This is a genomic window from Thermodesulfovibrio sp. 1176 (assembly GCF_029946585.1).
In the GTDB taxonomy this organism is placed as follows: Bacteria; Nitrospirota; Thermodesulfovibrionia; order Thermodesulfovibrionales; family Thermodesulfovibrionaceae; genus Thermodesulfovibrio.
The window spans coordinates 86,214-100,815 of the sequence record NZ_JARZRZ010000003.1; the positions used below are offsets into that span (position 1 = coordinate 86,214).

At 31.6% G+C, this 14,602-nt stretch carries 12 protein-coding genes; 4 read left to right on the forward strand and 8 right to left on the reverse strand.

Annotated features, from left to right (window positions below):
- Position 1 precedes the first annotated feature (1 nt).
- The 3 genes from QI155_RS06350 to QI155_RS06360 are packed head-to-tail and all read left to right on the forward strand — an operon-like array spanning position 2 to position 3,622.
- The gene (locus tag QI155_RS06350) at positions 2-1,435 is read left to right on the forward strand and encodes a DegQ family serine endoprotease (protein ID WP_068858844.1); all 1,434 of its coding nucleotides are present in this window, start codon (positions 2-4) and stop codon (positions 1,433-1,435) included.
- Complete coding sequence (locus tag QI155_RS06355; RefSeq protein ID WP_068858841.1) at positions 1,432-2,439, forward strand: hypothetical protein; 1,008 nt, start codon at positions 1,432-1,434, stop codon at positions 2,437-2,439. The genes QI155_RS06350 and QI155_RS06355 overlap by 4 nt, the downstream gene beginning before the upstream one ends.
- Positions 2,432-3,622 (forward strand): bifunctional 2-C-methyl-D-erythritol 4-phosphate cytidylyltransferase/2-C-methyl-D-erythritol 2,4-cyclodiphosphate synthase, encoded by a 1,191-nt coding sequence (locus QI155_RS06360; protein ID WP_068858838.1) that lies wholly within the window; start codon positions 2,432-2,434, stop codon positions 3,620-3,622. Before QI155_RS06355 ends, QI155_RS06360 begins: the two co-directional genes overlap by 8 nt.
- 344 nt (positions 3,623-3,966) lie before the next feature.
- Here the strand turns inward: QI155_RS06360 and QI155_RS06365 are convergent, their stop codons facing one another.
- Positions 3,967-4,182: a LapA family protein gene (locus QI155_RS06365; RefSeq protein WP_068858837.1), complete on the reverse strand. Its 216-nt coding sequence runs from the start codon at positions 4,180-4,182 to the stop codon at positions 3,967-3,969.
- 59 nt (positions 4,183-4,241) lie between these two features.
- Between QI155_RS06365 and uvrA the strand changes: the two genes are divergently transcribed.
- A complete protein-coding gene (uvrA, locus tag QI155_RS06370) occupies positions 4,242-7,043 on the forward strand; it encodes an excinuclease ABC subunit UvrA (RefSeq protein WP_068858834.1) in 2,802 nt (933 codons plus the stop codon).
- On the opposite strand, the gene QI155_RS06375 is transcribed toward uvrA, so the two are convergent.
- From QI155_RS06375 to QI155_RS06405, 7 genes are all read right to left on the reverse strand, one after another.
- Positions 7,032-8,150, reverse strand: coding sequence for a Vms1/Ankzf1 family peptidyl-tRNA hydrolase (locus QI155_RS06375; RefSeq protein WP_068858832.1), 1,119 nt, complete (start codon positions 8,148-8,150; stop codon positions 7,032-7,034). The two genes, uvrA and QI155_RS06375, sit on opposite strands and share 12 nt — an antisense overlap.
- Positions 8,143-9,153, reverse strand: coding sequence for an AI-2E family transporter (locus tag QI155_RS06380; protein WP_173894024.1), 1,011 nt, complete (start codon positions 9,151-9,153; stop codon positions 8,143-8,145). Before QI155_RS06380 ends, QI155_RS06375 begins: the two co-directional genes overlap by 8 nt.
- 66 nt (positions 9,154-9,219) lie before the next feature.
- Positions 9,220-9,885: a type 1 glutamine amidotransferase gene (locus tag QI155_RS06385; protein ID WP_068858827.1), complete on the reverse strand. Its 666-nt coding sequence runs from the start codon at positions 9,883-9,885 to the stop codon at positions 9,220-9,222.
- On the reverse strand, positions 9,882-11,435 hold the full coding sequence (locus tag QI155_RS06390) for a D-aminoacylase (protein WP_068858824.1): 1,554 nt from the start codon (positions 11,433-11,435) through the stop codon (positions 9,882-9,884). The genes QI155_RS06385 and QI155_RS06390 overlap by 4 nt, the downstream gene beginning before the upstream one ends.
- Position 11,436: 1 nt before the next feature.
- Positions 11,437-12,648, reverse strand: coding sequence for an N-acetylmuramoyl-L-alanine amidase (locus tag QI155_RS06395; protein WP_068858821.1), 1,212 nt, complete (start codon positions 12,646-12,648; stop codon positions 11,437-11,439).
- Positions 12,649-12,660: 12 nt separating this feature from the next.
- Positions 12,661-12,885, reverse strand: coding sequence for a NifU family protein (locus QI155_RS06400; RefSeq protein WP_068858819.1), 225 nt, complete (start codon positions 12,883-12,885; stop codon positions 12,661-12,663).
- A 76-nt stretch (positions 12,886-12,961) separates the two neighbouring features.
- Positions 12,962-14,470: a DHA2 family efflux MFS transporter permease subunit gene (locus QI155_RS06405; RefSeq protein ID WP_068858816.1), complete on the reverse strand. Its 1,509-nt coding sequence runs from the start codon at positions 14,468-14,470 to the stop codon at positions 12,962-12,964.
- Positions 14,471-14,602: the final 132 nt, after the last annotated feature.

Genomic DNA, 14,602 nt, shown 5'->3' on the forward strand with positions numbered 1-14,602 from the left:
AGTGACAAAGAAAAAGATTACATTTTTTATTTTATTTTTTGTTTTGGGTATTATCTCAGGGATTATAATTTTTAATTTTGTTAAAACTCCTAAACAGTCAATTCCTATTTATAGAGACTTTACAGAACCAGTTAAAAGTTTTTCTGAAATAGTAAAGGCTGTATCTCCCTCTGTTGCTAATATTTCAACGATGAGAACATTACAGGTTCCTCCAACTCTTGAAGATTTATTTGAATCTCTACCTCCCTATGGTAATTCACAGGGTAAAAAATGGAAAGAAATGAGTATGGGTTCTGGTGTTGTGGTTTCATCTGATGGATACATTCTTACAAATTATCATGTTATTGAACAGGCAGAGGATATTAAAGTAACATTATATGATAGAAGAACTTTCAAAGCAAAAATCGTTGGTGTTGATCCTAAAACCGACCTTGCAGTAATTAAAATAGATGCAAAGGATTTACCAATTGCTTCATGGGGAGATTCAGATAAGCTTCAAGTGGGAGATTTTGTCCTTGCTATTGGGAATCCTTATGGTTTAACTCATACTGTTACAATGGGAATAATAAGTGCAACAGGAAGAGCAGATGTTGGAATAGCTGATTATGAAGATTTTATTCAAACAGATGCGGCAATAAATCCGGGAAACTCTGGTGGACCTCTTGTTAATATCAAAGGAGAAATTATTGGAATCAATACCGCTATATTTTCCCGAACAGGAGGATATCAGGGAATTGGTTTTGCAGTGCCAAGCAATATGGCGCGGATTATAAAAGACAGTCTCATAAAGGATGGGAAAGTAGTTAGAGGATGGATTGGAGTTATGGTTCAGGACTTAACAGCAGAACTTGCAGAAAAGTTTAACCATAAAGAACCTTACGGAATCATAATCACAGATGTAACTAAACAAAGCCCTGCCTATAAAGCAGGTTTAAAAAGAGGTGATATAATACTTGAATTTGACGGAAAAAAAATTACAGAGAGTGCTATCTTGCGGAATCTTGTTGCACAGAGTAAAATAGGTACTATAGCAAATTTAAAAATTTCGAGGGATGGTAGAGTCTACATTATACCTATTACAATTGAACAACTTCCTTCAGATCAGTTTATTGAATCAAAAATCTATCGAAAAAATTATACAGAATCAGAAAATCCCTTCAAGGGTCTTTCAGTAATTGACCTTGACCCATCAATGGCAAAACAGATTGGAGTTGAGCCTGAGGACAGAGGAGTAGTGGTTTACAGGATTGAACCAGGCTCACCTGCTGAAAATTCAGGATTTCGAAAGGGAGATCTTATAATGGAAATAGAAAGACAGAGAATTGTAAATTCTTCTGATTTTCAAAGGGTTATGCAGAAAATTTCAAAAGGTGATATTTTGGTTCTCATAAACAGAGGCGGTAAAAAATTTTATACAATACTTTCAACATCATGAATCTTTTAATATTACTTTTTATAATAAGTCTTGTTTTTGGTATATATGTAGAAGAAAAATATGTTACTGATTTTCAACCTTTTGTAAAGGGCTCTATAATATTCTTAGGTGCTCTTATATTAAGTTTTTTTGTATACTTTAAACTCAAAAAATTAAATAACTCGCAAATTTTATTTACCCTGATAGGTCTTTTTTTAGGTATTTTCACGGGCTTTCTTTTGAGTTTACCTTTATTAATTCTGTCATCGGAGCTGAAATTTATCGCCTTCATAGTAATGATTAGTTTTGGATATGGTGGTGCCATTTTTGGTTTACAAAGTGGAAGTAGAATAAAAATTTCAGACCTTTTGCTTTTCATAAAAAAAGAATCTCTTTGGGAGGAGCCGAAAATTTTAGATACAAATGTATTAATTGATGGAAGAATAGCAGACCTTGTAGAACTTGGATTTATAAAAGGAACAATTTTAATACCAAGATTTATACTACGAGAAATTCAGTATATTGCTGATTCTCCTGATCCTTTAAGAAGAGCAAAGGGTAAGCGAGCACTGGATATACTTCAAAGAATTCAAAGTTCAGACAAATTAAAATTAGAGATAATTGAAAAAGATATTCCAGAAATAAAAGAAGTTGATATAAAGCTTATTGAGTTTACTCGAGGCATAAAGGGAACAATTATTACAAATGATTTAAACCTAATAAAAATTGCTCAACTTAGAGGAGTTCCTGTTTTGAATTTAAATGAATTAGCTCAGGCTATGAGACCTCCTGTGCTACCAGGGGAAGCCTTAAGTCTATTTATAGTCAAAGAGGGTAAGGAGCATGATCAAGGAGTTGCTTATCTTGATGACGGGACAATGGTAGTAGTTGAGGGTGGAAGAAATTATATTGGTAAGACAATTGATGTAGTAATTCACAGTGTACTTCAGACTTCAACAGGCAGAATGATATTTGGTAAACCGAAATTAGATTTTACTAATAAAGACGAATCAGAGGATGAATAAAAAGTTATCTAAGATTAGAGCCATAATCCTTTCAGCTGGAATAGGCAGAAGATTTGGTTCACCAGATAAGGTTTTCATAGAGTTAGAGGGAAAACCTCTTTTTATTTGGTCTGCTGAAATTTTTGAAAAATTAGAAGAAGTTGATTATTTATGGATTGTTACAAGAAAAGAGATGATTGAAAAAGTTAATTACTATCTAAATAAATTTAATTTTAAAAAAGTTGAAGGAATTGTTGAAGGTGGTTTAGAAAGACAAGACTCTGTATATAATGCATTGAAATCTTTACCTGAGGATACTAATATTGTATTAATCCATGATGCAGCAAGACCTTTATTAAGTAAAGAATTGGTAATAAGATTATTGAATGCGATTAATTCTCATATCGATGGCGTTATCCCTGTAATTTCTATAAATGATACCATTAAGTGGATTAAAAGAAGAAATGTTATTGGTGGGACTCTCAACAGAGATATTTTAAAGGCGGTTCAGACCCCTCAGATATTTTGGTTTGAAAGAATCATGGAAGTCTATAAAAAAGCCTATGAAGAAGGTTTTTATGGAACAGATGATGCTTCTCTAATTGAAAGATATGGAGGAACAATAATAGCAGTGCAAGGAGAAGAAAGTAACATTAAAATTACAACAAAGGATGATTTTAAAAAAATTCAGTTGTTTTTTAAAAGCCATCAAGAAAAAATGAATAGTTTTTTTAATTCAATAAGAATTGGAATAGGCTATGATAGTCACAGACTTGTTGAAGGAAGAAAACTAATAATAGGAGGAGTTGAAATCCCTTATCAAAAAGGTCTTTATGGACATTCAGATGGTGATGTTTTAATCCATGCAATAATTGATGCAATTTTAGGTTCAGCAGGATTAGGTGATATAGGAAAACATTTTCCAGACACAGACCCAAAATATAAAAATATTTCAAGCATTCTTTTACTTGAGGAAACTTTAAAAATAGCGAAATCCAATCAAATAAAGCCAGTATGGATTGATTGCACAATTTTTGCAGAAAAGCCAAAAATGGCTCCATTCATTCCAGCAATGACAGAAAAACTTAAATCCTTAGGATTGACAATAAACATAAAAGCAAAAACTAATGAAGGTATGGGATTCATTGGAAGACAAGAAGGTATTGCTTCCCATGCAATCTGTTTAAGTAGAGTTATCTTTTAATTTAATACCCATCTTTATGAATTTTTTCCCTCTCTTTTTCAGTGCCCTTGGTAGAATCAAAATGTTCGGAATGATAGGTTCATCCTATATTCTCTGATATTTACTGCTTTTATGTCCGTCATAGAATTATTCATGAAGTACGGATATTTACTATTGAATCTGTTGTTCTTGCCACTTGGTATAGATTTTGATTCTGAAACAGTTGATTTCCTTAACAAACAGTGGCTAAAGGTTAGTGCAGGATTTTATGCTTTGCCCTTGGTTTGGAGTGGACCTTTATGAAATTACTGTCCCATATTAGATGAAAATCATTCGGGCTGGCGTTATCGGATTTGAAATAATTTTTATCGATTCTTTTTGTCCTTACTGGATCTGTTTAACAAAGCAGTGAGCAAGCCAAGAGCGAATCCTCCTGCTGCAGTAAATAGTAACAAAAGAATATGTGGCATCTCTATAGTGATGAAAAGAAAATGAATTTTTATTGGCTCAAGATTTTGAATGAAAACTATTCCGAGAAGAATTACTAAAACCAGTATACATATTAATTTGGCTGTATTCATAATAACCTCCTCCTTATACAGGATTGATTATGTATTTTAACATAAGGTTACAATATAGAATGGTCATTTCCATAGAAAATACCAATAACATAGAAGAGGAATATCTAATAATTAAGGGAGCAAGACAGAATAATTTACAAAATATTGATTTATTAATTCCCCATAATAGGCTAACTGTTATAACAGGTATCTCTGGTTCTGGAAAGTCTTCCCTTGCCTTTGACACAATTTATGCAGAGGGACAATGGAGATTTATAGAGTGTATGTCAAGTTATGCAAGGGTTTTTATAGAAAAACTTCCAAGACCTGATGTAGACCTAATTGATAATCTCAAACCCTCAATTGCCCTTGAACAGAGAAATCCTGTAAAAGGTTCTCGGGCAACAGTGGGAACACATACGGAAATTTATGATTATCTGAGAATAATTTTTTCAAAGATATCAAAACTCTTTTGTCTAAATTGTCAAGTCGAAATAAAAAAATGGAATCCCTCTGCAGTTTCAGTGGAACTTTTAAATAAATACTATGGTAAAAGAGTATTCATAATGTTTGAAACAAAGGAAAATCCAGAAAAACTTATTTCAAAGGGATTTACAAGACTTTTTGTAATTGAAGATAACAATCACTATGTAAAGGATTTACAAGATTACATTAAGCAAACTGAAACTATAGAGTCTTTCTTAATTATTACTGACCGATTAAAAATTAATGATAAATCAAGACTCGTTGATTCCCTTGAAATAGCTTTCAAAATGGGGGATGTAAAAGTTTATATTGTTGATGATAATATTTTAATAAACTTTCCGAAGGAGCTTAAATGTCCAAATTGTAATACAAAATTTGAAGAACCAAATCCTGCTACATTTTCTTTTAATCATCCCCAGGGAGCATGTCCTGAGTGCAAAGGTTTTGGTTACATTCTCACTTATGATGAAAATTTAATAATTCCCGATAAAGAGTTATCTATCAATGAAGGAGCTATTGAGATATTTGAAAAACCCGCACTTAGATGGTGGAAAAAACAATTAATTAAAGGAGCCATTCTTTCAGGAATAAATATTTATTCTCCTTATAAATCATTACCAAAAGAACATAAAGAATTAATTTTTTCAGGAAACCAGTATTTTTATGGAATAAAAGATTTTTTTGAGGAACTTGAAAGAAAAAGATACAAAATTCATGTAAGGGTCTTTCTATCAAAAATAAGAAAGCCCTTTTTATGCCCCCTTTGTAAAGGCAAAAGACTTAAAGGGACTTCTCTAACTTACAAATTAAATGGAAAAGATATAGGAGATCTAAACTTTATGACAGTAAAACAGTTAAAACAGTGGATTCAATCTTTAGATTTATCCTCTGAAGAAAATAAAGTGGTTCAAGAAGCAATAGAACAGATATTACAAAAACTTAATTTTTTAGAAACAGTTGGACTAAGTTATTTAACCCTTGACAGACAAATTAAAACTCTCTCTGGCGGTGAATATCAAAGATTAAATATTTCAAATCAACTTGCCAACAGACTTACCTCAACCCTTTATGTTTTAGATGAACCAACAGTGGGATTACATCCTCGAGATACAGATAAAATTATTAAAGTTTTAAAAGAAATTACCAATTATGGCAATACAGTTGTAGTTGTCGAACATGATAGAGATGTTATATCTCAAGCAGACTGGATTGTTGAGTTAGGTCCTGGAGGTGGAAGAGAAGGTGGAAGAGTAATATACTCAGGAACAATTGAAAATTTTTTGAATACAATCTCACCTACTGCAAATTATATTAAATCAAAGGAATATATAAATTTTCATAAAAAACTATGTCTTAACAAAGAAATTCAAAAAAAATACAATTTTATAACCCTTAAAGGAGCAAAGGGACATAATCTTAAAAATATAACTGTCTCCTTTCCTTTAAATGCTCTTACTGTAGTTACAGGAGTCTCTGGCTCAGGGAAAAGCTCATTAATAGTTGATACACTATATAGAGGACTTTCAAAAAAACTCGGTCTTGATACTCAAGAACCTCTATATTTTGAAAACATTGAAGGAATACAAAGCATAAAAACAGTGAAACTTATCGATCAATCTCCAATTGGAAGAACTCCTAAATCAATTCCTGTTACCTACCTGGGGATTTACAACAAAATTAGAGAAGTATTTGCATCCCAAAAGGAGGCGAAACAAAGGAAATTTTCTTCAGGACATTTCTCTTTAAATAGTCCCTTAGGACAATGTCCTGTATGTAAAGGCGAAGGATTTGTAAGAGTAGAAATGTATTTTTTTGAAGATTTATTTTTACCCTGTGATGAATGTGAAGGTAAAAGATTTAAAAAAGAAGTATTAGAGATCAAATATAGAGATAAAAATATCCATGAAGTTTTATCTATGAGTTTTGACGAAGCCTATGATTTCTTTGAGGAAGAAAACTTACTAAGAGAAAAAATAGATATTATAAGGGAACTTGGACTTGGGTATCTTAGATTAGGACAACCTGCAACGACCCTATCAGGAGGAGAAGCTCAAAGATTAAAAATCTGTGCAGAAATTTTGAATTCACTTACATCAAAAACTAAATCTTCTCTAAAAGGCTTCCTTTATATTCTTGATGAACCAACAGTAGGATTACATCATGAAGATGTAAAAAAATTTCTCAATGTTATAAGAAGGCTCATTGATAGATCCGCTACAGTCATAATAATTGAACACAATCTTGATGTAATTTACCATGCAGACTGGATTATTGACCTTGGACCTGAGGGAGGAGATGAAGGAGGCTACCTTATTTATGAAGGAAGCCTCCCTGACTTCCTTAAAGTTAACAAATCCTATACTGCCAAATATTTAAGAGAATATCTAAAACCTTAAAAAAGCACCAATACCACCATACTGAAGAAGTCGTTGCCTGTCTTTTTCCTCCTTTACAACTTCAACAAGGGCAGACTGCTCAATTGCCATTTCTGTGGCTTTTTCTATTAAGTTATCAGTTTTAATTACACAGTTGCCACATTCCATACAGCATTCAATATGTTGAGTTGTTGCAAATCCGCAATTTTCACAAATAAAACCTTCTACAGCATAATCCTTAGCTATAACAAGTTTCATTACCCTTCTGTCTCTTAAATATTTCAAAGTATCATCAATGCCTGTTACAGCACTTTGATTTTTTAATGTTTTTATAATGAGCTCAGAAACAGTCTCTTTTTCCTTAGATTTTTCATATTCCTCAATTATTGGAAGAACCTTTTGTAAAACTTCTTCTTTTGAGGCATACTTTTCTATATTTGCCCTTCCTACTATTTTTTGTTTTATTTCATCAGGAATAATGTTCATTAATTCAGAAATTGCCTCATCAGGTCCTGCAACAATAAGTCTTCGGATGTTTTTATCCTTAAGAAAATCACCAAATCTTTCAATAACATCTTTAAGATGGTTTTTTACATGATAGTCAATGTGTCTTTCATATCTTTTCTCTGCAAGGGCAAACCATCCACCTTTTTTATGTTTTCCTGGGACATCTTCATGCTCAACCATTCCATACTCTTCAATATCACCTAAGAAAACTTGAAATACTCTTGCAGCTCGTTTGTCAACAAGAAGCACCCCATATTTCTGATAATTATCAAGTAAATCAAAAAGAGGGCTTGTAAATGGTGTTTTATCGATAATTAAATTATCCTTAACTTCAACATTTAGATCATATCGAACCCAAAAATCTTTTTTAGTACAACTATAAATAACAATTGATTTTTTGAAAGATTCTCTATCACTCTGTAAAAAGGATTCTATTTTTTCAATATCTTCCTTGCAAGTATTATAATTTTCTTCTGTTATAGATTTTACGAGATTTTTAAATTTTGAAATATAAGCCTGCTTTTTTCTTTCCTGTGGCGAAACATTAAGAAAAAGGCTTACTACAAGGGTATCATTCCATTTAATTTTCTCAAGCTCCTCCAAATCTTTTCTGTCAAACATTTTCCCCACCTCCTATAAAATTTTTAAGAATCTCAAGAAATGAAACAAAAAGACTAAATATAAGAGGACCAAGTATAAAACCAATTAGTCCGAAAACTTTGATACCTCCCAGAACAGAAAGAAAAATAAATATGAGTGGTAAATTAACTCTACCCTTTATTATGAGAGGTTTCAAAACATTGTCAATGGAACTTATAATTAATGCTCCCACTAAAGCAAGAACAATTCCTTTGATAATATATCCATTAACTAAAAGATATATTGCTCCAGGTCCCCATACAGCAAAAGCACCTAATACAGGAATAAAAGAAGCAACTGCTGTAGCAAATCCCCACAATGTAGCTGATGGAATTTCAAGAAAATAAAAGGTTATACCAAGTATTGTTCCTTGAAGTATGGCAATTAAAATTCCACCGTAAAAGGTTGTATAGATGATATTTTTAATCTGATTTATTATTGAAACTTTGTCTGTATCTGCAAAGGGTAAAAATTCAGAAATTTTTCTTACGAAATTATCACCATCCTTTAAAAAGAAAAAGGCAATAAAAAAAGTCAAAACAAGATTTATTGTTAATGTCAAAACATCACCAAAACCATGGGCAATTTTAAGTGCGCCCTCTTTCAATAAATTCCCAAATTCATTTTTGATAAGAGTTTCAAGGGCTGATATATCACCTCCTGTAACAAAACTAAGTTTTTCAAGTATTTTTGAGAGTATAGGATTAGTTGTTATCTTATTTAAAAGTTCTGTTATGTTGATTTTCTTTATAAGTTCACCTGTTTCTAAAATTATTTGATAAGAAATAAAAACAAAGGGGAAAAGAAAGAGGATTATAACTAGAACAATTGTTACAAGAGCAGACAATCCTTTATATTTTAAAAATTTTTGAGTAAAATCAAAAACAGGATGAAATACTAAAGCAATAACTATTGCCCATCCCGCAGAGGCAAAAAAGGATTTTAAAATCTGATAATTAAGATATCCAAGTATTCCTATAAACAATAACAAAATCCACATATAAAAATTTCTTTCAAGGGAGATTCTATATTTCCGTGACGGGCCCATAATTTATTTTATCTTTTTTAAAAAGATTTGCCAAAGGTATTTTGAGGCTATACCATTGTCTCTTTCAGGGTGCCATTGGACACCAACAAAAAATTTATGCCCTTTTAGATAAAAACCCTCTATAATGTCGTCTTTTGCTTTGCAAAAAACTTTTAGACCCTCTCCAATTTTATTTACTGCCTGATGATGAGAGCTATTTACTGTATAAGTATCCTTTTTAAAAAGAAAACTATCAAAAACTTCTATTTCGTGTTCCCCTGTTTTATGATTTATTGATGTATTTATATCTTGATAGAGAGTTCCACCAAAAAATATATTCATAATCTGCATTCCATAACAAATGCCTAATAATGGCTTATTTGAGACTAAAAAAGACTCAATTAGAGCCAATTCAGCTTTTATTCTATCATCAGGAACAATTTCTCTACATGAGATATTTTGTTCTCCATAAAATTGAGGGTTTATATCTCCTCCACCAGAAATTATTAATCCTGAGATTTTTTTTGTTAAATTTTTTATTAAATCATGACGAACAGTATCCTCTGAAATGACCATTTCTGGTGAGATTATAAAGGGTATAAACCCTGATTTTACAATAACTTGTATATAATCTCTGTTTAAGTAAAGTTTTTTTTCATCAACACTACAGGTAATCCCAATGAGTTTCATAAAAGTATTCTTCCATTTCTGATATCAGTAATTAAACCATTTTCAACGGCAATTTTACCATTTATGATAACGTATTTTATCCCCTTTGAGATGCCGAAGGGATTTTCAAAGGTTGCGGTATCTTCGATTTCTGAAGGATCAAAAAGCACAATATCAGCATAATAACCTTCCTTTATTAAACCTCTTTTATGGATTTTAAAAATTTTAGCCGGTAAATATGTTATTTTTCTTATAGCTTCTTCAAGGCTTAATATTTCTTTTTCTAAAACATATTTTCTTATAAACCTTGGAAAACTACCAAATCCTCGTGGATGAGGTTTGCCTCTTGCAGTAATTCCCTTTGTACTTCTTGAAGAACTATCAGTACCAATCACTACATAGGGTTTTGACAAAATCTTTATAAGATTTTCCTCACTCATACCAAAATATATTACCGCTACATATAAATCTGACCGAATCAGAAGGTCACATATAAAATTGTGAGCATTTTCAAATTTTGTTATATCTCCTAATTTTTTACCTTCAAAGTCTCTATCTTTTTCAAAGGCAACTTCAGATATTAAAAGACTATCTAAAAAATTTTTCCCTCTTGTTTTGATATATTTTGCTATCTCTTTTCTTATAGATTCCCTTTTTAATCTACTTACAATGTCTTCTCTACTGCCTTCAATTATCCATTGGGGAAGAAAGACATCAAGATCTGTTGCAGATGCAGTATAAGGGTAGCTATCAGCAGTAATTTTTATACCTTCCCTTTGAGCAGACTCTATGAGAGACAAAACAGTATCAATTTTCCACCAGTTTTCTCTACCCGATGTTTTAAGATGTGATATATGAATAGGTATTTTTGCCTTTTTACCAATCAAAATTGCTTCTTCCAAAGCTGAAATTAATCTTTCTCCTTCACTTCTTAAATGGGTTGCATAAACACCTTTATTAGGATGTAAAACTTTTGCAAATTCTATTAATTCTTCAGTGTTTGCAAAGATTCCTGGAGGATAAATAAGTCCTGTTGATAGTCCTTTAACTTTATAGAAAAACTGTTTTTTAAGAAGATTCCTCATTTTAGATAATTTTGCTTTGTCTGCAATAACATTTTTATATCCAATGACTGAGCCTCTTATATTACCGTGTCCACATAAAGTTGCAAAATTAATCGATGGGTTGACATTTTTAAGTAAAGAGATGTATTCATCAATGCTATTCCATTTTGGTAAGCCTAATGCTTTAAGTTCAGGAAGTCTTCTTTCTAAGGTTTCTTCAAGCATTGGGAAAGCTGATAATCCACAGTTACCGTTTATTTCAGTAGTTATTCCCTGAGTAATTTTGCCTTCAGCCTGAGGGTCTGCAATAATGGTGAAATCTGAATGGGAATGGGTATCAATAAACCCGGGCGTAAGAATTAATTCATTGGCGTTTATTGTTATTTTAGAAGAAAAATTTTCTTGCCCAATATAAATAATTTTATCCTCTTTTATTCCAACATTGGCCTTGAAAATACTTTTACCTATGCCATTAACAATAGAGGCGTTTTTAATGAATAGGTCCATCTTATAATTTATTTATCTTATTTTTTTTATTGTTTGTTTTTTTACTGTTTTCTCTTACAATGAAATGATTTGTATATTTCACTTCTCTGATCTGGTAAGATTTTGAAAAATAATTTTTTATTCCATCAACAATTGCTTGGGCTATTTGCATTCTGTAGGTTTCCTGAGAAAGAAGGATTTCTTCTTCAGGATTACTAATATAAGAAATTTCTAGTAAACAAGAAGGCATCTGAGCACCAAATAAAACATAAAAAAGTGCCTGTTTTACACCATTGTCATGCCTATAAAATTCCTTGTTTAATTTTTCAACCATAGAATTATGAATATATCCAGCTAATTTTACTGAATCATCTCTCTTTGCCTCTCTTTCAAGGGATGCAAGCATAAAGCCAAGCTCACCTTTTAACTCTTTCATTCTTTTAAGAGAGATAGCATTTTCCCTTGCTGCAACCCTTATTGCTTCTTCGTCATCAGTCCAGTTAAGAATATATGTCTCAATTCCCTTTGCATAATTATTTGTTGATGCATTGGTGTGAATTGAAAGGAAAAGATCTGCTCCAACTCTGTTAGCAATCTCTGTTCTTTCATTTAAAGGGATGAAAACATCCTTTTCCCTTGTAAGAATAATCTCATAATTAGGTTCTTTTTTAAAGAGTTCCTTTACTTTCAGTGCAATGTCTAAAACCACATCTTTTTCCATTAAACCTCTCGGACCAATTGCACCGGGATCCTTTCCTCCATGTCCCGGATCAATAACAATTTTTCTTTTTATATTACTTTTATTATTTTGAGATTTTTCAATTTGACTTTCTGTTTGTTTTTTTGTTTCGTCTGAATATATATCTATTACTAACCTGAAAGGATCTTCTATTTGAATAACTTTAAATTCGTAATTGGATTTAATTAATTCAAAAACAATTCTTACTGTGGCGCTGTCAAATTGTCCAATTCTAATTTTATTAACAATATTGCTATTTAAAATGTATTCCCTTTTTAGTTCTTTATTTAACGAAGCGTTTTTAATATCAAAGAAAAGTCTTTCTGGATTTTTTAATTGTCCTTTAGTAAACTCAACAATCCCATTTGTTTCAATTACTGTTCTGAAGCCCTTTGAAAGTTCGTAATACCTTATTTCCCTTACCTGAATTCTTTCATCTGCCCAGATACCAGATAGGGGAAGAAAAATTAATAAAATTATGAAAAATCTTATCATTTCATCATTAGATTATACTGCTACAACTTCTTTTACTTCTGGAATCTCGCTTTTTAAAGTTTTTTCTACCCAGTTTTTTAAGGTAAGAGTTGCCATTGGACAGGTTCCACAGGCCCCTTTAAGTTTTACATAAATTACATTATCTTTAATATCTACAAGGTCAATATTCCCTCCATCAGCCATAAGTCCTACTCTAATTTTACCTAAAACCTTTTCTACTTTAGCCCTATCAATCATAAAAAGCCTCCTAAAATTTTATAAGTTATAATACTATATCATATCAAAATATTCAATTTCATTAATACATTTAGGCTTACATTTTATTCTTTGAATATTTTCTTACCCGGAAAAATAAAACTGTAAGAAGCATTGAAATCATGGCAACGCTTAAGATCCAAAAAGCTTCATTAAAGGCAATTGCCTGGGACTGTCTTATTAATTCTCTGTAAATTACTCCTTCTGAAGGAACAGGAGCTTTTAAAAAGAGATATTCGTTTAATTTTTCAATTGCCATCTGGTATGAAAAATCATAGGGCGTAAGATTTTCAACTAATCTATGCTGGTGAAGTTGAGATCTTTGAGATACAATTGTAGTAACTATTGCCGTGCCAACAGAACCTCCTATATTTCTTATAACAGCACTGATTGGCGTGGCATCCTGCATTTTTTCCTTTGGAATAAAAGCCATGGTCATAACAGCAAGGGGAGTTATTACAAAAGCCATTCCTATAGCCAGGACTCCTCTTGGATAAACAAGACTCCAGAAATCTACTTGAAGATTGAATAAGCTCATAAGGTAAGTTGAATAGGCACAAAAAATAATACCAAAAGTTAATGGTATTTTTGGATTAATTCGGTCGGTTATTTTCCCGCTAAGTGGAAAAGCAATTAATTGAAGTACACCAGCAGGACCTAAAACAAGTCCTGCAAGAAAAGCTGTATATCCCATCAAGTTTTGGACATAAATTGGAAGTAGAATTATGCTACCAAAGAGATTAACAAAGGTAAAAAACATGACAATATTGCCAAATAGAAAATTTCTGTCCTTAAAAAGTCTTAAATCAACAATAGGATTTTTAGCTTTTTTAAGTTCCCACCAAACAAGTAAAATTAAACTTATAAAACTTATAATAGATAAGGTAACAATAAAATTCGATTCAAACCAATCCTCCCTTTCGCCTTTATCAAGAACAATCTGAAGACATCCTATCCCTAAAGAGAGAAAAATTAAACCAGGATAATTAATTTTTAGTTTTTCTCGTTTCAAATATGGTGGATCTTCAATTACTAAATACGTCATTAATATAGAAATAATGCCAATAGGAATGTTTATGTAATAAATCCAGCGCCATGAAAAATTATCTGCAATCCATCCACCAAACATAGGACCTAAAATAGGAGCTAAAATTATACCCGTTCCATAGATTGCCATTGCTTTTCCGTATTGTTCTTTTGGAAAAACCTCTAAAAGAATACTTTGACTAAGTGGCTGTAATCCACCTCCCCCAATTCCTTGAAGAATTCTAAAAAGCAATAATGATTGAAGATTCCAAGATATTGCACAAAGGAAAGATGAAATAGTAAAGAGTGCAATTGAAAATATAAGATAATTTTTCCTGCCAAAAATTCTACTTAACCATCCAGCCATGGGGATTACAATTGCATTTGCAACAAGATATGATGTAATAATCCAGGTTGATTCATCTATTCCAGCAGACAGGTCATCTTGAATGTGTCTTAAGGCTACATTATTAACTGTAGTATCAAGAATTTCTATAAATGTCGGAAGCATTACAGTCAATACAATCCAGAATCTTTTCATTTGAATATTATATAAAAATTTTATTGTAAGTTAGCAATAACATTCTGAAAATTCCTGAAATTGCCGATAGAGATAAAGGCAATATTTCGTTTATGCAGTCATTCCGAGGGGTTCAATACCCCGAGGAATCTC